This window comes from Kribbella sancticallisti (genome assembly GCF_039530625.1).
Classification (GTDB): domain Bacteria; phylum Actinomycetota; class Actinomycetes; order Propionibacteriales; family Kribbellaceae; genus Kribbella; species Kribbella sancticallisti.
The window spans coordinates 530,153-551,729 of the sequence record NZ_BAAAOS010000018.1 but is presented as its reverse complement, the minus strand read 5'-3'; the positions used below and the strand labels follow the sequence as shown (position 1 = coordinate 551,729).

At 66.8% G+C, this 21,577-nt stretch carries 18 protein-coding genes and 2 pseudogenes; 11 read left to right on the top strand and 9 right to left on the bottom strand.

Going from position 1 to position 21,577, the window contains the following annotated elements; genetic code table 11:
* Positions 1–161 precede the first annotated feature (161 nt).
* On the bottom strand, positions 162–974 hold the full coding sequence (locus ABD255_RS12940) for a tyrosine-type recombinase/integrase (RefSeq protein ID WP_425554414.1): 813 nt from the start codon (positions 972–974) through the stop codon (positions 162–164).
* Positions 975–1,001: 27 nt separating this feature from the next.
* Positions 1,002–1,244: pseudogene (locus tag ABD255_RS43665) on the bottom strand (tyrosine-type recombinase/integrase); the annotation flags it as partial.
* A gap of 19 nt (positions 1,245–1,263) precedes the next feature.
* Between ABD255_RS43665 and ABD255_RS12935 the strand changes: the two are divergent.
* Positions 1,264–1,831, top strand: a pseudogene (locus tag ABD255_RS12935) (integrase core domain-containing protein); the annotation flags it as partial.
* A gap of 76 nt (positions 1,832–1,907) precedes the next feature.
* Here ABD255_RS12935 and ABD255_RS12930 read toward each other — a convergent pair.
* The 3 genes from ABD255_RS12930 to ABD255_RS12920 form a co-directional block, all read right to left on the bottom strand.
* Positions 1,908–2,033: a hypothetical protein gene (locus ABD255_RS12930; RefSeq protein WP_344213320.1), complete on the bottom strand. Its 126-nt coding sequence runs from the start codon at positions 2,031–2,033 to the stop codon at positions 1,908–1,910.
* A gap of 215 nt (positions 2,034–2,248) precedes the next feature.
* On the bottom strand, positions 2,249–2,416 hold the full coding sequence (locus ABD255_RS12925) for a hypothetical protein (RefSeq protein WP_344213318.1): 168 nt from the start codon (positions 2,414–2,416) through the stop codon (positions 2,249–2,251).
* A gap of 632 nt (positions 2,417–3,048) precedes the next feature.
* Entirely contained in the window at positions 3,049–3,360 is a 312-nt protein-coding gene (locus ABD255_RS12920; protein ID WP_344213316.1) for a hypothetical protein, read from the bottom strand.
* Positions 3,361–4,025: 665 nt separating this feature from the next.
* On the opposite strand from ABD255_RS12920, the gene ABD255_RS12915 reads away from it, so the two are divergent.
* From ABD255_RS12915 to ABD255_RS12870, 10 genes are all read left to right on the top strand, one after another.
* Positions 4,026–5,186, top strand: a complete 1,161-nt coding sequence (locus tag ABD255_RS12915) for a trypsin-like serine peptidase (protein WP_344213314.1) — start codon at positions 4,026–4,028, stop codon at positions 5,184–5,186.
* 3 nt (positions 5,187–5,189) lie between these two features.
* Positions 5,190–6,335 carry a trypsin-like peptidase domain-containing protein gene (locus ABD255_RS12910; protein ID WP_344213312.1) on the top strand — a complete coding sequence of 382 codons (1,146 nt, stop codon included), beginning with the start codon at positions 5,190–5,192 and terminating at the stop codon, positions 6,333–6,335.
* A gap of 27 nt (positions 6,336–6,362) precedes the next feature.
* On the top strand, positions 6,363–8,348 hold the full coding sequence (locus ABD255_RS12905) for a DNA/RNA non-specific endonuclease (RefSeq protein ID WP_344213310.1): 1,986 nt from the start codon (positions 6,363–6,365) through the stop codon (positions 8,346–8,348).
* Between the two features lie 7 nt (positions 8,349–8,355).
* Positions 8,356–9,387 carry a trypsin-like serine peptidase gene (locus ABD255_RS12900; protein ID WP_344213308.1) on the top strand — a complete coding sequence of 344 codons (1,032 nt, stop codon included), beginning with the start codon at positions 8,356–8,358 and terminating at the stop codon, positions 9,385–9,387.
* Positions 9,388–9,390: 3 nt separating this feature from the next.
* Positions 9,391–10,506, top strand: coding sequence for a hypothetical protein (locus ABD255_RS12895; RefSeq protein ID WP_344213306.1), 1,116 nt, complete (start codon positions 9,391–9,393; stop codon positions 10,504–10,506).
* Between the two features lies 1 nt (position 10,507).
* A complete protein-coding gene (locus ABD255_RS12890; RefSeq protein ID WP_344213304.1) occupies positions 10,508–13,222 on the top strand; it encodes a hypothetical protein in 2,715 nt (904 codons plus the stop codon).
* A gap of 1,362 nt (positions 13,223–14,584) precedes the next feature.
* Positions 14,585–15,700 (top strand): sensor histidine kinase, encoded by a 1,116-nt coding sequence (locus ABD255_RS12885; protein WP_344213302.1) that lies wholly within the window; start codon positions 14,585–14,587, stop codon positions 15,698–15,700.
* Entirely contained in the window at positions 15,697–16,386 is a 690-nt protein-coding gene (locus tag ABD255_RS12880; protein WP_344213300.1) for a response regulator, read from the top strand. The genes ABD255_RS12885 and ABD255_RS12880 overlap by 4 nt, the downstream gene beginning before the upstream one ends.
* A 79-nt stretch (positions 16,387–16,465) precedes the next feature.
* Positions 16,466–17,203, top strand: coding sequence for a hypothetical protein (locus ABD255_RS12875; protein ID WP_344213298.1), 738 nt, complete (start codon positions 16,466–16,468; stop codon positions 17,201–17,203).
* Positions 17,204–17,263: 60 nt separating this feature from the next.
* Positions 17,264–18,256 carry an arsenate reductase/protein-tyrosine-phosphatase family protein gene (locus ABD255_RS12870; protein WP_344213296.1) on the top strand — a complete coding sequence of 331 codons (993 nt, stop codon included), beginning with the start codon at positions 17,264–17,266 and terminating at the stop codon, positions 18,254–18,256.
* On the opposite strand, the gene ABD255_RS12865 is transcribed toward ABD255_RS12870, so the two are convergent.
* From ABD255_RS12865 to ABD255_RS12850, 4 genes are read right to left on the bottom strand one after another with little or no spacing between them, the layout of a single operon-like run.
* Positions 18,240–19,283 carry an ArsO family NAD(P)H-dependent flavin-containing monooxygenase gene (locus ABD255_RS12865; RefSeq protein WP_344213294.1) on the bottom strand — a complete coding sequence of 348 codons (1,044 nt, stop codon included), beginning with the start codon at positions 19,281–19,283 and terminating at the stop codon, positions 18,240–18,242. The two genes, ABD255_RS12870 and ABD255_RS12865, sit on opposite strands and share 17 nt — an antisense overlap.
* A 35-nt stretch (positions 19,284–19,318) precedes the next feature.
* Positions 19,319–19,741, bottom strand: a complete 423-nt coding sequence (locus ABD255_RS12860) for an arsenate reductase ArsC (RefSeq protein ID WP_344213292.1) — start codon at positions 19,739–19,741, stop codon at positions 19,319–19,321.
* 22 nt (positions 19,742–19,763) lie between these two features.
* Entirely contained in the window at positions 19,764–20,852 is a 1,089-nt protein-coding gene (gene arsB, locus ABD255_RS12855; protein WP_344213290.1) for an ACR3 family arsenite efflux transporter, read from the bottom strand.
* 32 nt (positions 20,853–20,884) lie between these two features.
* Positions 20,885–21,532 (bottom strand): arsenate reductase ArsC, encoded by a 648-nt coding sequence (locus ABD255_RS12850; protein WP_344213288.1) that lies wholly within the window; start codon positions 21,530–21,532, stop codon positions 20,885–20,887.
* Between the last annotated feature and the right edge of the window lie 45 nt (positions 21,533–21,577).

Sequence of the window (21,577 nt, the reverse complement as noted above, 5' to 3'; positions counted from 1 at the left end):
CGGTTGATCAGCACTGAGAAGCAAACCCACAGGTCAGACGCCATATGTGGTGTCCTTCGACTCACACGGCGTGAGGCTGGAGGAGATCCATCTTCGAAGGTACGTCGGAGATCCAGCGCCTGGTCATTGCCCGCGCGATCTCCGGTAGGCGTTTCCGCAGGTCACAGGCTGATTCCAGGGTCATCGAGAGACTGGCCGCCGTCGGGTTCCCAATGGATCGTGGGGGACCGGCCGGCGGCCAGCTCCGTCACCGCTCCGTGAGCCTCCAGCGCGAACAACCGAGCCAACCGCGAGTCGACAGCCTTCCGTGCCCGCTCATGCGAAGGAAGCATGTGGGTGTACAGCCGGAGCGTGAACCCGGGATCGCCGTGCCCCAGGTACTGCGCCAGCTCCTTGATGTTGACGCCATCGGCCAAGGTGATGCTCGCGTAGTAGTGCCGCAGCGCATGCATCCCGTTCTCCCGGCTGGAGAAGTACTGCCGCCTGCCCCGCGCGTCCTTCGTCGGCACCAGTATGACGCCCGCGTGGAAGAGCGCCGGGTTCCACACCAGCTCGTCGTACGTCCGCGCCCGGATGTGCTTGTCGTCAGTCCAGCGGAACAGAAGGTCGACCGTGTGCCCCTTCCCGTCGACCTTCTCCCACGGCAACGTGTAGGCCCGCGGCTTCGCGGTCTCGATGTACTCCGTGAGCATCAGAGCCACCCCTTCTGACATCGGCACAGTCCGCTCGGTGTCGTTCTTGGGCAGCGCGAAGATGAACTCCCTTCCGAGCTTCTTCACCTGTCTCCGGACTCGGATCACCATCTCGTCGAAGTCGAGGTCTTCCTCGGCGAGCCCGAACAACTCACCTTGCCGCAACCCGCACGCAGCACCGATCGAGGCGATCGGCCTGCACTGCGGCGGATGCGCCTCCACGATCCGCAGCACAACCTCGTCGCACCAGGCGGTAGTCTTCCCGCCCTTCTCCGCCGGCACCTTGACCACTCGCGCCTTCGCCTGATTGCGCTTGATTGCCTCATCGTCAACGGCAACCTCCAGCGTCCCGTGCAACACGAGGTACGCCGTACGCGCCGTCGACGACCCGAACCGCGCATCGAGCCCCGCCACCCACGCCGCGATCTCCGAAGGCTCGATCATCCGCAACTGCCGCCGCCCAAACACAGGTACGACGTGCAGCCGCAAGGACGACTCGTACTTCATAGCTGTAGCCGGATCCACCACCCGCGAAGCAAGCCACCTCGCGGCAACCTCCTCAAACCGAACCTATCCCGCCCCGAACGCCTGCTGGCAACTCGATGCCACCGAGTACGTGCTCACCCGTGGGCGTAAGTGCGTGATCTTCCAGCTCATCGACGACCACTCCCGCTACGCACTCGCCTCCCACGTCGCCTGGGGAGACGTCCGAGGCAGCGATCACCGTGTTCGACAAGGCCGTGACCGCCCACGGCGTACCGCAGCGGCTGCTGTCGGACAGCGGGTCCGCGCTCAACCCGTCGCGCCGTGGGCTCCTGGGTCAGCTCGTCGTCCACCTGATGGCCCTGGGCGTCGAGCCGATCACCGGCAAGCCCTACAAGCCGACGACCCAGGGCAAGAACGAACGCTTCCACCAGACCCTGTTCCGCTACCTCGACAAGCAACCACTGGCCACCGATCCGGCCCAGTTACAGGCCCAGGTCGACGCCTTCGACCGCATCTACAACACCCAGCGGCCCCACCAAGGCCTGCCCGGCCGCGTCACACCCCTGACCGCCTGGCGGGCCGCCACCAAGACCGAGGCCCCCGCCCCAGCCGTGAACAGACCGCCCGCCCCCGCATCCATCGACCCCGGCCCGCACCCAAGCCCACCCCCGCACTCACCGACCTGCCCGACGACACCGTCATCAAGAAGCTGACCAGCGCCGGCACGTTCTACCTGAACAGGCCCAATACCTGGTCGGCGCCCAGTACGGCTTCCGGCAGGTCCTCGTCAACACCAACGGCAACAAGACCGGCGACAACATCACCGTCACCGACCTCCAAGGGCGAAATCCTCATCGAGCACACCCGACCCGCACCCGGGTTCACCTACGTCGGCAACGGCAAGCCACCCGGACCACACACCAACAAACCGCGAACGTCACCGAAGTCCTGAGACATCAGACCCAACCTGACCACAGGCTGTCGTTTATCGAACATATGTTCCAGTGTATGTACTGGCTAGCGGTATGACCTGATCTCGCCGGGCCAGGGGGTGGTGGCTGCGGCGGGTGTCAGTACGAGCGCGAGTTGGGTCGACCGATGGGGCTTGAGTTGACGGTGTAGAGGTCGGCGATGACGACTTCAGTTGACGGGCCGAGCATGCCGCCGACGGTCACTTCGAAGGTCTGGCCGTGCTTGATCTCCCTCGGTTCGTGCAGTCTGTCGCTTGTTGCGCTCATGTCCCCATGGATGCCCGGCGGGGAGGTGGTAACTGTGAACGCCGTGCGGCGCGGGGTCGAATTCGGGACACGGATCGTGTCCTTTCGGGGCTGGCCGAACTGGGGGAAAATTGGTCAGCGGACTCGTTGTCTAAGAAGTGTCATGGGAAACAGCAAAAGAGTTGGTGTTGCGCGATCATCCTTGTCCTGTGATACGCCACACTAGCGTCCCCCGGTGAAGTGATCATCGCCGACAGCCACTCATGCAACTTACTTGGCTTCCCCGAGGACTGACATGCCAACGACGACGATGGTGAGCAACGCAAGACCGAACGTGACTACTTGAAGAATCGACCACCATTTAAGGGAACCCCCGAATGAGAGCGTAGGCTGCGCCGGGGCCAAAGCTTGAACCCTGCCCGTTAGCGACATCAAGGCCAAGCCGCCGGCCGCGACACTCACGACAAAAAGGGATCCAACACACTCGCAGCATCCATGGGTTGTCGACCAGACTGAGCAAATCCTTTGAGAACGTCACCGTCAAGGTGATGAACGCGCTGATAGTGTGATCAACTGCTTTGTCAGGTCCGCTACAAGAGTTGACGTGGATTTTTGGGGCTCATCCAAGACGGGCATCTTTGCTGCCTTTCACACTAACAAAATGGATACAGCGGACATATCCATGAACGCACGCGATCGGTCGAGATGGTGAACCCTTCAAGCCCGAATTCCGTTCCTGAAGACCGCACATGCAACAGCCCTCGCACCAAGGCCTCCGCAGCTGACTGCAGTTCGACCACCGTGGCGGACTCTCGGTAGTCCTCATCTGAGGCAAGGCGGTCACCGGCATCCGCGATCAGTTCGTCAAGAGCGCTGCGCTCTGACTCACTCACTTCCATGTTCTGACGCGACAGGGCGATGCCTACCGCAGCCGAAACCATCTCGGCCCACTCGCTCGCCTCCATGACCACCCCTCACCCCAGCGCCAGATTAACCTCGCACCTACCAGCCCCGAGTGACAGCCTTCCCCAAGAAGAGCATTACCAGGAGTGGAGAACAGAGTGAGGCAACTATCACGTTGGGTCAACCGCCTCACGCCGCCCGTCACCGAGCGATGGGTTCCGCTGGCTTCGGTTATGGAATCGTCACGAGTTCGAGTAACAAAGTTTCGGAGGAACAGGTCGGCGCTTGTGGCACATGTCGAAACGTCGATTCGCATCTGATGGCAAGCGATGAACGGCCAACCCGACGAAACCCTTCGCCTTGCGTCCGCCGCTCGCCCAGGCGGGAGCAGGGGAGGTCCGCCGGCGGGTAGTAAGTCCGAAGGCAGCGAACTGCGAGGCGACCCGAGTGCGCTACACGTCATCACATCGGCGTGGTCATCGCGATGGCTCGGCTGCTCGGGCGTCGACGGGGAACGTCACCGTCACGCCCACCTGAAGCATCGTCGCCTCGAGGTCGGCAGGCCCCGAAGGCGCATGAGGCGACACGTATATCGCCGCGGCTGCAAATGACTCCTTCACAGCACAGCGACGGCGGGCACACAATGGGCGCGGGGAGATTCTCCAGACTCGCTGTCGCGGCGTCATGCCACGTGCCCCGGCAGCTGCTGGGAAGTTGGGGGGGCGACATGGAAACCGCATGGTTCGAGGACCTGCCGCTGGACTGGACCCGAACCGACCTCCGCGATGCTGTGGCAGCGATCGTGGTCGGTTACCCGATGACCAACCAGATCATGCTGCTGGCCAAGAGCGCCGGGCTAGCGACCGGATCGATCGACTTCAACGGCCCGGTCAAGTTCGTCGTCCACGATGTGCTCGAGAAGGCACGCCTCGCAGACCGGCTTGAGCAGCTCGTCTTCGAGGTGTTCGCCGATCCCGAGGTCGAGGGTCTCCACGACGCGCTGCGCAAGACGCTGGCGGGACACGAGGCGAAGGTGCGCGCGGCAGCCCTGTTACGACGTCCCTCGCTCGATGTCCTCGGCAGGTTGCCGGCCGACGTCGCCGTCCAGGGCGATACCGGCACAGAGACGCTGCTCAACGCGATGGCTGCATTCGAGGACCCAGCACTCTTCCGCTCGCGGCTCGCGGCCAGCGAGGTGCGCGTGTGCCAGATCATCGTGCGGGGCGAGGCGGCAGGGTCGGGATTCCTCGTCGGCCCCCAACACATCCTCACCAACTGGCACGTCACGCAGACTCTCGGCGACCAGGGCAGCGACGGCGTGGCGCTCTTCGACCACAAGCGCGACACCAAGGGCGCCGTGGTCAACCCCGGTCGCCCGGTGCCCTTCGCGCCCGAGTGGAAGGTCGCGTCCAGCGGCTTCGCGGCCGATCCGGTCGAACTCAGCCCCGAAGGCCCCGCGATGGGTCTGTTCGACTACGCCCTGGTGCACCTCTCCGAACCTGTCGGGTCACAGGGCATCGGCCCCGACAACTCCGGCGATCCGCGTGGGTCGTTTGCGCTCAGCGCGAGGAACACCCCGATCTCAGCCGACGAACCCTTGTGGGTGCTGGGCCACCCGGCAACATCTGATACCCAGCTGCCGCTGCTGCTGTCGTTCGCGAGTCCGTCGGGCGCGAACCTGTCGACCAACCTCACCCGCTTGCGCTACAAGATCAACACCAAGAGGGGCAGCTCGGGCTCGGTGGTCCTCGATCGTAACTTCGACGCCGTGGCACTCCACCACTTCGGGGGCACGACGGACAACCAGGGCGTCCCCCTCCAACTGGTGATCGAGGACCTGCGCAAGCAGGTCGCCGGCGCTGCGGTGCTGGCCGAGATCGGGGTGTAACCCGTGGCGATCATCCTCAGTGTCGCGCGGCCCGCACTGCGGGTGGCACCCGACCTGACCATCGACTGGTCGCAATGGCCCCACATCGCCGACATCATCGAGCCGCCGCACGAGCGCGTCCAGCGCACGGTCGCGGCGGTTGGCCGGCTCATGACGCATGGCGGGGCATTTTCGTGGGTTGGCTCGTGCTTCCTCGCCGGGCCGGGACTGGTGCTCGCCGCATCGTTCGCGGTGGGCACAGCCACCGACGGAGCCGGCACAAGCGTGACGGTGAAGCAAGGCACGGAGCTGTCGGTTCAGTTCGCCAACGGACGCACCAAGGACGTCGCCCGTGTGCTCTTCCTGCACCCGTACTTCAGGGTTGCGCTCCTCGAGCTGGTCGACGGTGACGATCTGGCGGATCCACTCAGCGTCGCCTCCGCGAGCCCGGAGGACCTCGGCGGCAAGGAGGTGGCGCTCGTCTCCTGCGCCGCGGCCGACCCCCGCAACGACCCCGAGGACATGAAGAAGATCTTCGGCGAGGACCCGGAGAAGTTCTTCTTCGTACAGCCCGGAAGGTCTCTCGGTCTCGGCACCATCAGCGCGGGCGAGGCACCTGGCCTCCTGCACGACTGCAGCAGCCTCAGTGGGTCCGGCGGCGGACCGCTGATCGAGCTCGCGAGTGGCGACGTCCTCGGGCTGCACACCAGTGGACGTGCGGGCACCAACAACTACGCCGAGCCGCTGTGGGAGCTGGCCCGCGACCCTGTGGTGTGGGACTTCAACATCGGGTTCCGCCCCGCGGCCAAGCCGGCCTGGCTCGACGCGTGGGGTACCCCGGGCGTGCCCATGGTGCCACAACCTCAGCCCGGCCCAGCGCCGGGGACGTGGACAGTCCACGACGCGCCACTCGACTTCGCCAACCCGACGGTCCAGCTGCTCCTAAGAACTCTCTACACGACCTTCAGCAGCACCGAAACCGCAATCAACCTTGCGCTGGAGGCCGGGGTGACCCGAGGGACGGTCGACGACCGCGGTTCCGCGGAGGAGGTGTGGCACCGGATCCTCGACAAGGCCAGCACCAAGGGTGTCCTCGAGAACCTCATCCGGTCACTGCATGACAATCCGGAGTACGGCGGCATCGCGCCGATCCTGGCGCCGATGTTGTGAGAGCCGGCCGACGAAGGGAGAGCGCGCATGAGCGACCTGGCCCGTCTCAAGGCGATGAACACGGCCGTACGGCGACGCGACAGCGTGCTGCACCAGGAGTTGGCCCAACGCGCCGACGCCGAAGGCCCGGGCTTCGAAGGGATCGGCGATGAGTTCGGCGCCGAGTCGATCATGCTGCGTCGAGGCCGTCCGGTGCTTGCGATCAAGCGGGGCCAGGCAGAGCTGGTGCTGGAGGCGGCCGACACCGTCACCTGGCGCGATCGGCTGACCACCGCCAGCGCACGCATCACGCGGGCGGCGCGGTCGGTCGGCAGGATCGAGGTCGAAGGCCACAGCCTCGCCTGGCTCGGCACCGGATGGCTCATCGCGCCCGACACGATCATCACCAACCGCCACGTTGCCGGCGAGTTCGGCCGGGACACCGGGACTGCGTTCGTGTTTCGCGAAGGGCTCAGCGGCACCGCCATGACCGCCTCGATCGACCTCCTCGAGGAGATCGGCGGCCAAGACAGCCTGGTGTTCCGGCTCAGCGAGATCCTTCATGTCGAAGGCCCCGACGGTCCAGATCTCGCCTTCCTCCGGGTGGCGCAGATCGCCGGCGACGAGCCACCCGTCCCGATCAGGCTGTCGGAGACCTCGCAGCCCGACGAGCTGGTCGCGGTCATCGGCTACCCGGCCCGCGACAGTCGGATCCCCGACGCCGACCTGATGGACAAGATCTTCGGCAACGTCTACGACAAGAAGCGCCTTGCCCCGGGACAGCTCATGGAGCCGCGCGGGGGGGCCCTGGTCCACGACTGCTCGACGTTGGGGGGCAACTCCGGGTCGGTGCTGCTGTCCCTCGACACCGGCGACGCAGTAGGGCTGCACTTCGCGGGCAGGTTCCTCCAGGGCAACCTGGCCGTGCCCAGCCGGGTCGTCGCGCAACGGCTCGACGACCTGCGTAGCGGGCGGTCCATGCGCGCCCGGCCCGCCGGCGAGCGTGAGCGGGTGGGTCTGGCTACGACGGCGCAGGCGGTGACGCCCACGCAGTCGTCGACGCTGAGCTTGCTGGTCCCGCTGACGGTGACTGTCCAGCTCGGCGACCCCTACGCCGCTGGGGCAGCACCCGGGGTGACGGTCGCAACTGGGCAGTCCAGCCTACGACCGGACGAGGCGGGCGAGACCTTCGTCGAGACCCGCGTCGAGGACTATCTCGACCGCGAAGGATACGACCCAGCCTTCCTCGGCGACGGCTTCGCCGTGCCACTCCCCGTCGTGACAGCAGACCTCGACGATGTGCTGACCTTCGAGCTCGCCGGTGAGCAGCAGCAGGTGCTCAAGTACGAGCACTTCTCGGTCCTGATGGGAATCCGGCGCAAGCTGCTGCGGTGGAGCGCCGTCAATATCGACGGCGGCACGGAGATCCCCGATCTGGGACGGCCCGGGTGGCGCAACGACCCGCGCATCCCGGCCGACGCGCAGATCAAGGAGGCCTGCTACGGCAACTCTCCGAAGTTCGCGCGCGGTCACATGACGCGCCGCGAGTACCCCAACTGGGGCACCAAGGAGACAGCCGAGCGGGCCAACGCCGACACGATGCACGTCACGAACGTGGCGCCCCAAATGCAGACGTTCAACGGCGGCGTCTGGCTGCAACTCGAGGAGTACGCGCTGCAGAACGCCCGCAAGAGCGACGTGAAGATCTGCGTGTTCACCGGACCTTTCTTCGCCGACGACGACCCGGTGAAGTTCGGGGTGAAGATCCCCGTCGAGTTCTGGAAGGTCATAGCGTTCGTCCACGATGAAACCCGACAGCTCTGCGCCACCGGTTACACGATGTCCCAGCTGAGCCATCTCAAGGACGAGGAGTTCGTATTCGGCGAGCACGAGAGCTCGCAACGCGCTATCAGCTCGATCGAGGCTCGCACGGGCCTCTGCTTCGGCCCGCTGGCCGCGATCGATCCGTTCGTGGAGCCCGAGAGCGTTGTGCCACCCGTCCTCACCGACGTCAGACAGATCAAGTTCCAGTGAGGGCCCGGTGACACACTTCATCGACAAGACGCCGCCGCTCGATCTCAACGACCCCGCCGCACGGGACCTGTGGAACCTGCTCGCATCCGTCTACCAGTCCAAGCCCGAGGTCCGCCTCCTGATGGGGCAGGCCGCTCTCAGCATCATCGACATCAACTGGGACCAGCCGATGCGCTGGGTATGGGCGGACATCTTGGACATGGCTCACCGCCAGGCGAAGCTGCGGCTGCTACTGGACCAGGTGAGGCAGTCCGGTGACACGGCTGTCGCGGCTCGCATCGACGAACTGGTCGCGCCCGCACCCGTGACCACGACCCCGACGCCTGCACCGGACGCGACCTGGAAGGGTTTCGGCGGCCCCGGACTGGAGAAGGTGATTCAGGCCGAGCCCACGTTCCTCGACATCGCGTTCCTCCGTCGTGGGGTCGAGCTCGGCGCCGCCGTCTGTCGCCTCCTGGTGACGATGAGTGGCCAGCACTTCCTAGGCACCGGCTTCCGGATCGGCGAGGACCTCATCCTCACCAACGAGCACGTGCTGTTCGACCGCGACCATGGCCATGCGCCTGCTACCGCCGTGGAGGCGTGGTTCGGCTACGAACGGACCTTCGCGGGGCTCGACCTGGCACCGACGATCGTCAACTGCGATCCGGCGTCGATCGTCGGTGCGGCCGACCACGACTGGGCCGTCGTGCGCACCGCGGACCCCATGCCGGCGGACGCGCCGGTCGTCGAGCTGACCGGGGCCGCACCTGTCAGGGTCGATGATCGCGTGTACATCATCCAGCACCCGAGCGGGGCACCGAAGAAGATCGGCATGATCCACAATGTGGTCCGCTCCGTCGACGATGACGTCGTCCAGTACCTCACTGACACCGAGGGCGGGTCGTCGGGTTCCCCGGTATTCAACGAGCAATGGGGTCTGGTCGCACTCCACCAACAGTGGGTCGAGGTGAGGACGAACGGCCTGACCCAGATCCGCAACCAGGGCCGGCGCATCGAGCGCGTAGTGGCGGGCCTCCAAGCAGCGCAGGTGACATAGCCGGTGTCCTTCTACGACGAGCCGTTCGACCCCAACAGCGCCAGAGGCAGCGAGCTGATGGAGATCGCGATCGTGGGGATCGTTGACAAGACATCGCTGAAGCGGCTCGTGGTGTCCGTGGGGGTTGCTGAGATCGATATCAACTGGGACCAGACCGTTCGCGAGATCTGGGGTGATGTGCTGGAGAGGGTCGCCAGGGTCCACTTGGTGCGCCAGTTCCTGCTGGCGGTAGAGGCGGACGACAATTTCGCCACCGTGAAGCAACGCATCGTCGCCCTGCGCTTCGCGTGCGACGCGGAGGTGGCGGCCGAGCAGGCAGCGGGGGTGGCTGCCTCCCCTCCGACGCTGGAGGAGCTGTCCCAGACAACGCTCGTCGGACCCCGTCCGTTCGTCAACCGGTCCACGCTGCGCCACAACCTCGTTTCCCTGTTCGGCCCCGACGGCATCCGCACAATGGTGGTCGGCGGGCCGCGGTCGTCGGGCCGCAGCTACACCTGGGTGCTCGCCTCCCACGTGGCCAGGAGATTCGCGAACATGGCCACCACGCTGATCAACCTGTCCAGGTTCACTGACACCCAGGCGAACCCGGTCGACGTCGCGCACATGATCGCCAACTCACTCGGATGGACCGACTGGCCCGACGTCAAGAGCCTCGACCCGAGCGCCCAAGACGCGACGAACGCACGCATCCTGCGTCCGCAACTGGTGCGTAGGCTCGGGAGCCTCGATCCCACGTGCCTGGTCTTCGACGGCCTCGACGGGAGCAACCTCACTGAGGCAGCTGTCGCCCTCGTCGGGGACATCGCCGCTGCCGCGGGCAACGACGAGCTGGGCGAATGCAGGGTCGTCCTACTCGCGTATAACCGTGCCATCCCTAACCCGAACGTCGACCCGTTCGTGCTGCGCGAGCCGCTTGCGTCGGAGATCCCCCTCAAAGAGGTGAAGCAGTACTTCGTGGACGTTGCTAAAGATGCCAACACCAAGCTGACCAAAGCACAGGTGAACGCGTTCGTCACCGAGCTGTTCGGCAAACCCGCCCCCGATCCTGTGCCGGTGGCGGCGATGCGCGCAAAGGCAGCCGAGCTCAGCAGAGTGGCCCGCGGGCTGAGGGGAGTGTGAGATGGCCCAGCTGCACGACCTGTCCAGCGCCAAGTTCGAGGGCATCCTCGATTCCATCAGGTCCACGGGACCGGCCAAGTCCGGGGGGCGCGTGCAGGAGCTGCGCGAATTCGTAGCCCTGCTGAGCGCCTTCGACGTCGCCTCTCTGCCTGGCAGCACCGACCGGCCCCACGTGGATCCGGTGATCGACCAGTTCCTGGCTCAGGACTGCGAACCAGTGGTCACCAGGGCGGGCGAGAAGTGGAGCCTGCGCGCCGACGTACGCAAGGAGACCCTCGCCGTGCTCGACCGCGACGGCCGGCTGACCGACTTCGAGGGTGGCACGGACCTCAACGACGTCGGGTTCGTGATGGCCCGTCGCTACATCAACAAGAGCGCGCAGTCTCTCAAGAACCAGTCTCTCGAAGAGCTCCAGGGCACGGCGACCGCCTCCGAGTGGCTCTCGGGCACGAAGGTGCAGATCCCGACCCCCGAGGAGGCGCGCGGCGAGCGCACCATCGAGAACCTGCTGCGACCGCTACGCATGCTCGTAGCGGACGGCTTCGTCGGCCGCAAGGCGGAGCTTCAGCAGCTCTCCGACTACGCAGAGGTGCTGCCTGCGAGCTCGCGAACGACGTCGACCAGGCGTCGCGTTCGCCGGGCCATGAGGAGGAACGAACGGCCGCCGCTGCTCATCTACGGCCCGGGCGGGGTAGGAAAGTCGACCCTCCTGGCGAGATTCATCCTCGACCACGTCGATGCAGGCACCGCGCATCACTTCCCCTTCGCGTACCTGAGCTTCGACCGTCAGGAGCTCCGGATCGACCAACCGCTCACCCTGCTTGCTGACGCCGCAGGCCAGTTGGCCGCGTTGTTCCCCAAGGTCGCCGCCGAAGCGGTCGCCCTCAGCCAGGCGGTGCGGACCACGATCGCGGCTGCGGATGTGTCGCGGTTGGCGCCGCGCGCCTCCAAGAGCGAGGTGACCGTGCGCACGGAGGACACGATCGCCGACGAGGAGGTTCTCCTCGCGCGCTATGCCGGCATCGTTGAGACCGCCGTCGGCAAGCGTGATCATCCTCACCTGTGGGTGCTGGACACCTTCGAGGTGGCTCAGCGCCAGTCACCCGAGGCGGTTGACACCCTGTGGGGATTCCTCGACCGCTTCCAAGACCACAGCCCGCGACTGCGGGTCGTGATGTGCGGTCGAGTGCCCATGGACCGGCACGAGACTGTTGACCTGCATCTGACGGGGCTGGACCGCGAGTCGGCCATGCAGCTCCTCCGTAGGTCGCTGGCCGGCTTCGAGCTGCCCGAGGAGTTCCTGTCCTCGGTCGAGCGAGCGGTCTCCACTCAGCCGCTGAGCCTGCGGCTGGCCGCGGACTACCTGCGCGACCGGCTCAAGGACGGGATGTCGAGCAAGGAAGCGCAACAGCAGTTCCTGTTCAGCATGAACGAGGTCTCGCTGCCATACCTGTACCGACGTGTCGTCGCGCACATCGACGACGCCGATGTCCGGCGGCTCGTGAACGGGTGCATGGTTGTTCGCCGAATCACCCCTGATGTGATCCGTCACGTGCTGGCCAGGCCGTCAGGCCTGTCGGACATGACCGACAGCCGCGCCCGTGAGCTGTTCGAGAGACTGGCACGAGAGGTCGCGCTCGTGCAGCGCCTAAGCCCCCACGAACTCGTCGCTCGACCCGACCTGCGCAAGGTCGTCCTGCCATTGGTCCTAGCCAGCTCGCCGCGAGTGGTGGAGCGGATCCAGCGTGCGGCGTACCGGTACTTCGCGAAGCAGAACTCGTTCGCGGCCAAGGTCGAGGAGCTGTACTACCGGCTCTGCTTGGGCCAGGCCACTGCGACCCTGGACCGCGCATTCAACCAGAGAGCGGTCGAGGAGCTGGCCGGGATTGTCGAAGAGCTTCCCACCTCCAGCCAGGTCTACCTCTCCGCCCGGTTGGGCCTCACGGTCCAACCCGAGCTGCTGGCCGCCGCCGACGACCTGACCTGGGCCCGCCAGGCGTCATTGACGGCTCGGCGTCTCCTCGACGCAGGCAAGGCCGAGGACGCACTGACCGTACTGACGGAGCGACGCACCGACGTCAGCCTGCCGTTCACTGCCGCGATCGAGGTGGAGGCCCTGGCCTCGCTGCACCGGTTCGCTGAGGCACTGACCGGGGCCGACTGGTGGGCGGGCGTCGCGGCCGATCGGCACGACACCGACACGTACATCGACATCCGGCTGCTGACCGCGCGGATCGCAGAGGACACGGGCGATGTGGACCAGGCGTTGAGGTGGCTGCGCGAGATCGACGGCCTCGTCCGACTGCCCGAGCAGCTGCCCGAACGGCTCGCGGCGCGCGTGGCCATCGTGCGCATCCACCGGAAGGCCGGCACCAGCGAGAGCGAGGAGGCGACACGGATGCGGGAGTCGCTGATCCGTGACGCCGACACTTTGTTCGCGCGCGACCGGAGCCGGGACCCGAGCCTGGTCCGCGACCTGGCCGCAGAGATCGGGGACGCCGTACCCTCCCTGGCGCGCGACGCCTTGCGGCTCGGGGGCTACAAGGAGGTCACCGGTGGGCCCGACAAGGGCAAGCCACGCAAGCGTCCGCCGACCAAGTCGTCGCTCACCCAGTCCGAGCGCGGCCAGGAGCTGACCGAGTCGCTGGACGAGGAGCTGGCCGACGAGGTCACCGAGACGTTCCGGGCCGAAGCCGACGCTTCTCCCTTCGCCTGACAGCTGGAGTGTCTGGCTGAGTGATCCCGTGGTGCTGTTGAGAAGCGCTCGAAGTAGGCCATGAGCCAACGGCCTGCATCGGACCTCTTGCGGGGCCAGTCGCTCGGCCTCAGTCAGAGACTGGACCGCCTCTGGGTAGCGGCCGGTGTAGGTGTACGAAGTGGTCAAGTCGAGCAGATAGTTCGCCCTACGCTCAGGCGGGCAGTGACGCGATCATCGCTGGATCGATACTCGTGACGTACTCCAATGCGCGACCGCCCTCATTCAGCCGCGTCAGGGGCAGCCACTCGAGGTGCCGCCACGTTTGCGCGGCGAAGACCCTGTTGCGCCGATGGTTGTTCCCCAAGCGATCGACGACGGCATCGCATTCGACATCCTGACGGAAAATACGGGGTAGCGACCCAGCGCAGACCGAATTGCTCGCACTTCGGCAGCGTCCACGCAGTCCGCGGCGCGACGGGCCGCCGGACCGTCCGTTAGTACCTCCGGCGCAATACTGAGTGCATCGGTAAGCGCAGAAGATTACGGTCGCCCTTCTTGACTTTGTCCAACCAAGACGTAGATCGACCCACCATGTCGGCGAAGCGTTGGCGGTCGATGCCACGACGTTGACGCCAGTACCGCACACGGCGGCCGATCGGCTGCGCCTGGTCATCCATGCCTGCTACTGGATCGTCTCCACAGGATGCCTAGCCGTGAGTCACACATTTTGTACAGTCAGTGCCGCCCGCCAGCCCATAGCTTCGCCACAAGAGGCCAAGTCAATCCGGCAAAGGCGATGGTGATCCAACAGTGGTTACTCAGATGTGGATCTTGATCGTAGGCACCGGGGTCGTGGCGGCAGCGATGGTTGTCGATGTTGTGAGAGGCCTGAGTGACAAGTGAGCCATCGCGTGGCACGCACCCCGTGACCAGGCGATCTCCCAGCTACTACAGCGTGCAGCTGTGGTTGGGCGAGCACATGATCGAGGAGCACATCGCTCCAGTCGAGCTGGCTCAGGAATACGCCAATGTCATCCGGCTCCGGATCGCGGGTCTTTCGGGCCGTCGGCTGCGCTGCATTCCGGTTGAACGATCACCGAGTTCTGGCTCGTCACGGGGCCTGCTAAGGCGACTGATGCCACCGTCGCCGCCAGTCCGTGGTTACCGCGCCCCGGGAGCCCGTGGTCGATCCCGTGGTCGGTGCCGTCGACCGTAGCCGGGTACGTACCGACGTGTTGGACGCGTTGGTCGTCGTCGACGGCGAGCTGCAGGTGGCGCTGTGTTGTGGGGATCTCGGTCGTGTGGCCGATGTCTGGCGGGTCTCGGCTGCGCTAGCGTCGGGTTGTGGTCGCGGTTGATGGCTCCCGAGCGCGTTCCTGGATGGTGCGTTCCGCGCCGCCGGTGGGCGACTCCTTGCTCGCGGGCGCGTTCGTGGTGTTGGTTGTGGCCGAGTCGGTTTTCGGCAGCACGGTGCGGACGCCGGTCTGGCACGCGCTGGTCGCCGTTCCGGCGATGGCTGCGCTGGCGTGGCGGCGGCGTTGGCCGATTGCGGTTGCCGCGGTGGTGATCGGCAGTAATCTGGCGGTCAATCCTGAGGGGCAGTTCTCCACTCTGCTGGCGCTGGTACTGGTGTCGTTCACCCTTGGCGCCGAGCTTGTCCCGCCGCGTAGTTATGCCGGGATCGCGGTGCTGGGAGTTCCCTTCCTGGCGGGGATGGTCGTCGAGGGGCTCGAGCCGAGTGACGTGGCGGCGGCGATCGTGTTCCTGGGCGGGCCGTTCGCGGTCGGGGTCGGTCTACGCCAGCGCTCCGCCCGACTGGCGGAGGTGGTCGCGCGGGCCGACCGGATGGAGCGGGAGCAGCAAGCGCGGGCCGCGGCCGCGGTGGCAGAGGAGCGGGCCAGGATCGCCCGTGAGCTCCATGACATCGTGTCGCACTCGATCAGTGTTGTTGCGATCCAGACCCAGGCGGTACGCCGGCGCCTGGGGCCGGAGCAGCGGCGAGAGGCGGCTGACCTCGCTGCCGTCGAGACGACCGCCCGGCAGGCGCTGGCGGAAATGCGGCGGCTGTTCGGCGTACTGCGCAAGGACGGCGACTCGCCCTCACTGGCGCCGCAGCCGGGGCTCGGCGAACTCGACCGACTGGTGGAGCAGGTACGGTCGGCGGGCCTGGGGGTTGACGTGTGTGTCGAGGGCGAGCGTGTCGACTTGCCACCCGGTATGGACCTCGCGGCGTACCGAATCGTGCAGGAAGGCCTGACCAACGCGCTGCGGCACGCGCAGGCCGGCCAGGCCAGCGTGCGCCTGGTGTACGGCGAGACCACCCTCACGGTCACCGTCGCCGACAACGGCCGGGGTGCCCAGGAGGGTGCCGGCGGTCACGGCCTGGTCGGCGTACGGGAACGGGTCGCCCTGTACGGCGGGTCAGTGGTGACAGGCCCCGGTCCGGACGGCGGCTTCCAGCTCGAGGCGAGCCTGCCGATGCGGGAGCGACTGTGATCAGCATCGTCGTGGCTGACGACCAGGGGATGGTGCGCGCCGGCTTCCGGTCGCTACTCGAGGATGTGCCGGACCTCCGCGTGGTGGGGGAAGCGTCGGACGGCGAGCAGGCGATGGAGGTTGTCCGGCGGCTCCGGCCCGATGTGACGTTGATGGACATCCGGATGCCGGTGCTGGACGGCATTGCGGCCACCAGCCGCCTGGTCGGCGAGGGCACGCCGTCGCGGATCCTCGTGCTGACCACCTTCGACCTCGACGAGTACGTCTTCGAGGCGCTGCGCGCCGGTGCGTCCGGGTTCCTGCTCAAGGATGCGCCGGCCGAGGAACTGGTGGCTGCGATCCGGGTGGTGGCGTCCGGCGACGCACTGCTGGCGCCGGGAGTCACGCGGCGGGTGATCGACGCGTTCGTGCGTCTGCCGGCGCCGCGTCCCGCATCGTCCGATCCGGAGGTGTCGGCGCTGACACCCCGAGAGCGCGAGGTGCTGGCGCTGCTGGGGCGCGGGCTGTCGAACGCCGGCATCGCCGGTCAGTTGTTCGTGTCCGACGCGACCGCCAAGACCCATGTCAGCAACGTGCTCGGCAAACTGGGGCTGCGCGACCGGGTGCACGCGGTGATCTACGCCTACGAGCATGGCCTCGTCGTCGCGGGCGACCCGACAATCGACGGACCTCCATCGCGCGGCTGAGAAGAAGGTCGGCCTCGCGGCCGATGTGGCGGACGGGTGCCGAACGCATCGTGGAGGTATCGCCAAGGAGGTTGATCCCATGCATTCCCAGTCCGCCGACGCCGGCCTCGCGACCTCGATGGTCGCCACCCAGCGTCCCGCTGCCCAAGGCTCCGCCGCCCACCGCCGTGGTGTCGCGTCGGGCCGCGCGGCCCGCCGTTGGTTCCTCGTCGCCGCCCCCGTTCTCGCGGGCCTGTTCGTGACCATCGGAGCCGTGGGAGACCCGGCCGTCGGTGAGGACGGTCGAGTGCTCTATGAGGCGTACGCCGCCAACCCCGACCCGCTGCAGTTCAAGTCGGTCGGCTTCCACTTCGGATACGCGTTCTGGATCGTCCCCGCGATCCTGCTCGCCGGCTATGTGCGCAATCGCGGCATCTGGATCGCCAACGTGGCAGCGTTCCTCGGCTGGCTCGGAATCTCGACGTTGCCCGGGCTGCTGATGATCGACTACTACGACTCGGCGATCGGCCAGGTCGCGGGCGTCGACACCACACTGCGGGTGCAGGAAGTGATGGAAACGATGTGGGGCGTGCCGGTCATCGTGACGCCGGGGATCGCCGGGTTCGTGTTCGCGCTGCCGCTCGCCGCCGTCGCCGCGTGGCGAGCCGGACTGGTGAAATGGTGGTCCCCGCTGTCGGTGATCTGCGGGTTCCTCGCCTTCACGCTGTCGGGCGTCGCGCCGTGGGGGACAGCCATCACGACGGCATTCTTCGGCGTCTTCGCCTACAGCCTGTGGCGCGGCACCCGGCCTGATCACCGCGTGGGCGAGAGTGGCTGACGGTTCGATCTGAGCGGGCACTTGCTTGACCGGCATATAGACGAATGTGAAGATCGACGCATGTCAAATCCGCCTCATCGGCCGTCGCTGGAAGTGCCGTTGTCGCGGCAGGACGCGGAGTACCGCGCTAGGTTGCTGGGTGCGGTTGCGGATCCGGTACGGCTGCGGTTGATGAGTATCGTGCTGACGCATCCTGGGGGAGAGGTCAGCCGAGGTCAGCTAGCGGCTGAGGCCGATGGGGCACAGACGACGATCAGTCACCACCTGCGGCAACTGTGCGAGGCGGGGCTGCTGCTCCGGGAGCGGCGGCAGTCGTTCACCTATTACCGGCCGACCCATCACGCGCTGGCGGAGTTGGCGACGTTGCTGGGTATCGAGGTTCCGGAGCATACGTCCACAGCCCAGCCTGCCGGCGGCGGCCGAAGTTCGATGGACCTTGCTGGAGCGGTCGTCCATCGGCAACTCGAGCACATCGCGGCGCAACTGGCAGATCGCTTCGCCGGCGTCTTCTCGCCTGAGACGGTCGGACGGTATGTCGATGAGAGCTACGAGATGCTTGCCTCGAGATCGCGGATCCGGAGGTTCTTGCCGTCGTTGACCGCCAGTTTCGCGGCGGATCGGCTCACTGCCCTGGCGAAGGCGAGTGGCAAGACGAGCGGCTCCGGCATTGAGGTGCTGTTCGTCTGTGTGCGCAACGCGGGGCGCTCCCAGATGGCGGCGGGTCTGCTGCACCAACTGGCCGGCGACCGGATCCTGGTCAGGTCGGCCGGGTCGTTTCCGGTTGCGGCCGTCGATCCCACGGTGATCGCTGCCATGGACGAGGTGGGCGTGTTCCTCGGTGGTACCTATCCGAAGCCGTTGTCGGACGAGGTCGTCAGGGCTGCTGACGTCGTCATCACGATGGGGTGCGGAGACGCTTGCCCCGTGTACCCGGGGAAGCGCTACCTGGATTGGCCGATCGATGATCCTGAAGGCCGCTCGCCGGCCGCGGTGCGGCGGATTCGGGACGAGATCGAACTGCAGGTCCGGGGGTTGCTCAAGGAGCTTCTGTGATCCTGACTGCCAGAGCGCGGGCACTTTGGCCTACTCCGATGAGGGTTGCCGAGGCGGGCCCGGTCCAGTCGCCGTAGCCGACCAGGTGTAGGCGGGGTTCTTTGGCGGCCTGGGTGCCTTCGGTGGGAATGAGGCCGTCGGGAGCGCGCAGAGCCAGGGGCGCCAAGTGATGGAGCGCGGGGCGGAAGCCAGTGCACCAGATGATGGTGTCCACGGTGAGCTGGGAGCCGTCGGGCCAGCGGGCGCCGTACTCGGTGAGTCGTTCGAACGGGCCGCGGGCGTGGAGCACGTCGCGGTCGCGGGCGGCACGGACGCTGTCGACCATGACGATGTCACCCAGTCCTGCGACGCCGCCGGTGTCGGGTCCGCCCGACTCGCGCATCCGACGACGCTTGGTGGCGATCTCGAAGAGTGCTCGGCCGTCGACGTCGTCGGGCAGGAAGCGCGGCGGGCGGAGAGTGGCCCAAGTGGTGTCGGCGACTTCGGACACCTCGGCGAGGATCTGAGCCGCGGAGTTGCCGCCGCCAACGATCATCACCCGCTCACCAGCGAAGTCAACAGCCTGTCGGTACTGCGCTGTGTGCAACTGGCGCCCGCCGAACCGGCCCGGGTACGTCGGGACGAACGGCCTGGACCAAGTACCCGTTGCGGATACGACGTGCTCGGCGATCCAGTTGCCGTGATCGGTGGAAACGGCGAGGCGGCCGCGGTCGCCGTACCGGACTGACGAGACCCGCACGCCCCGCAGTACGGAGAGTTGGTAGCGCGCCTCGTATCGGGTCAGATAGTCGACCACGTGAGCTGCCAGTGGATAGCCATCGTCGGCCGTCCAGGCGGGCATCATCCAGCCTGGCAGTGATGAGTGCTGGGTGGGTGAGAAGGTGCGGAGGGTCGGCCACATCCGGGCCCAGGTGCCGCCGGGTTGCTCGGCCGCATCGAGGATCACGAAGTCCTCGCCGGGAACGAGGCCGGCGCGGCGCAGGTAGAACCCGGTGGCCAGACCTGCTTGGCCACCGCCGATGACCACCGCGCGCACCTCGCGCGGTGGTCTGACTGGCCGGTTCAGCTGACCGAGCCGGTGGACGGTACGAGCTCGGCGAGGAGCGCGCGGACGCGGGTGTCGATCTCGTCACGGATCGGCCGTACCGCGTCGATGCCCTGGCCGGCCGGGTCCTCGAGCTTCCAGTCGAGGTACTGCTTGCCGGGGAAGTACGGGCACTCGTCGCCGCAGCCCATCGTGATGACCACGTCGGAGGCCTTGACGGCGTCGTCGGTGAGCGGCTTGGGGAACTCCTTGGAGATGTCCAGGCCCAGCTCGGCCATCGCCGCGACGACCGCCGGATTGAGCTGGTCGGCCGGCTGCGAGCCCGCGGACCGGACGACGACACGCCCGGCGGCATGGTGGTCGAGCAACGCGGCGGCCATCTGCGAGCGGCCGGCGTTGTGCACGCAGACGAACAGGACTTCGGGGAGGATGTCAGACACGGAGGCGCTCCTTGCAGCGGTGTTAGTTGACAGTCTCGGGATAGAAACGCCGCTTCGCCCACAGTGACACGTAGACCAGCGCGACGAGAACCGGCACCTCGATCAGCGGTCCGACCACGCCGGCCAGGGCCTGTCCCGAGGTGACACCGAAGGTGCCGATCGCGACGGCGATGGCGAGCTCGAAGTTGTTGCCTGCGGCAGTGAAAGCCAGGCTGGCGGTCCTGGCGTAGCCGAGGCCGAGACGGTGGCCGAGGGCAAACGATCCGCCGAACATGATCAGGAAGTACGCGAGCAGCGGCAGGGCGATGCGCACCACGTCGAGCGGCTGGCTGGTGATCGCCTCGCCTTGGAGTGCGAACAGCATGACGATCGTGAACAGCAGGCCGTACAGCGCGATCGGGCCGATCTTCGGGAGGAAGCGGCTCTCGTACCAGTCGCGGCCCCTGATGCGCTCGCCGATCGTCCGGGTGAGATACCCGGCGACAAGTGGGATGCCCAGGAAGACCAGGACACTCAGCGCGATCGCGGCGACGGAGAACTCGGCGCTCGTGGTCTCGAGTCCGAGCCAGCCCGGCAGGATCTGCAGGTAGAACCAGCCGAGCGCCGCGAACGCGATGATCTGGAAGACGGAGTTGATCGCCACCAGTACTGCGGCCGCTTCGCGGTCTCCGCAGGACAGGTCGTTCCAGATCAGCACCATCGCGATGCAGCGCGCCAGGCCGACGATCACCAGACCTGTGCGGTACTCCGGGAGGTCCGGCAGCAGCAGCCACGCGAGCGCGAACATCAGCGCCGGCCCGAGCACCCAGTTGAGCACCAGGGACGCGATCAGGAGGCGACGGTCACCGGTGACGCGGGCGGTCTCGGTGTAGCGGACCTTGGCGAGTACCGGGTACATCATCAGCAGCAGGCCGATCGCGATCGGCAGGCTGACCGAGCCGACCTTGATCGCGTCGAGGGCGTCGTCCAGGCCGGGGACCACGCGGCCGAGCAGCAGCCCGGCTCCCATGGCCAGCAGGATCCAGACGGCCAGAAACCGGTCCAGGAAGGAGAGCCTGGCGACGACCGATCCGTCGTCGGTGGTCCTGGTCTCGGCTACGAGGTCGCTCACAGATTCAGCTCCAGTGGTCGGAGTAGGGGAGGTCACGAGACGTGCGTCAGTTCGGCCAGCAGGGCGCGAACGCGGGTGTCGATGTCGTCACGGATCCTGCGGACGACGTCGGCAGACTGGCCGGCTGGGTCCTCGATGGCCCAGTCGTAGTACCGCTTGCCGGGTAGGACCGGGCAGGCATCGCCGCAGCCCATCGTCACCACCACGTTCGCAGCGCGGACCACGTCGTCGGTCAGCGGCTTCGGGTAGGCGTCGATCATCTCGATGCCGAGCTCGTCCAGCAGCGGCGCGACCGGCTCCTCGATGTCGCCGGCGGGCTGCGATCCGGCCGAGCGGACGACCACCTTGCCCTCGGCATGGTGGCTGAGCAGGGCTGCCGCCATCTGCGAGCGCCCGGCGTTCGCGACGCACAGGAACAGAACCTGCGGCACTGGGCTCGTCACCGCGCCTTTGGCGTGAGCCAAGGCAGTCAGCCGGTCGGTGGCGAAGTGCTCAGCCAGCGCGGGCAGATGGCGCTGCACCTTGGCCGTGCGGAACAGCGCGACGTACGACTCGTGCACATAGCGGTCGACGGTCTCGGGACTGAAGACTCCGGCGAAGCGGTCCGAGAGGCGGTCCGCTGCGCGTGTCAGTACGGTGTCGACATCGAGAAGAGCGAGGTCTTCCGCGGTCGTGGGCATGGCGAAACTCCTGACGGTCGGCCGCTGTGCGCGGCCTACATTGAT

Excerpts from the sequence above, each read along its gene's own strand:
- ABD255_RS12930 (WP_344213320.1), bottom strand. The coding sequence starts at position 2,033 with ATGAGGATTTCGCCCTTGGAGGTCGGTGACGGTGATGTTGTCGCCGGT.
- ABD255_RS12925 (WP_344213318.1), bottom strand. The coding sequence starts at position 2,416 with ATGAGCGCAACAAGCGACAGACTGCACGAACCGAGGGAGATCAAGCAC.
- ABD255_RS12920 (WP_344213316.1), bottom strand. The coding sequence starts at position 3,360 with ATGGAGGCGAGCGAGTGGGCCGAGATGGTTTCGGCTGCGGTAGGCATC.
- ABD255_RS12915 (WP_344213314.1), top strand. The coding sequence starts at position 4,026 with ATGGAAACCGCATGGTTCGAGGACCTGCCGCTGGACTGGACCCGAACC.
- ABD255_RS12905 (WP_344213310.1), top strand. The coding sequence starts at position 6,363 with ATGAGCGACCTGGCCCGTCTCAAGGCGATGAACACGGCCGTACGGCGA.
- ABD255_RS12890 (WP_344213304.1), top strand. The coding sequence starts at position 10,508 with ATGGCCCAGCTGCACGACCTGTCCAGCGCCAAGTTCGAGGGCATCCTC.
- ABD255_RS12885 (WP_344213302.1), top strand. The coding sequence starts at position 14,585 with ATGGTGCGTTCCGCGCCGCCGGTGGGCGACTCCTTGCTCGCGGGCGCG.
- ABD255_RS12875 (WP_344213298.1), top strand. The coding sequence starts at position 16,466 with ATGCATTCCCAGTCCGCCGACGCCGGCCTCGCGACCTCGATGGTCGCC.
- ABD255_RS12870 (WP_344213296.1), top strand. The coding sequence starts at position 17,264 with ATGTCAAATCCGCCTCATCGGCCGTCGCTGGAAGTGCCGTTGTCGCGG.
- ABD255_RS12850 (WP_344213288.1), bottom strand. The coding sequence starts at position 21,532 with ATGCCCACGACCGCGGAAGACCTCGCTCTTCTCGATGTCGACACCGTA.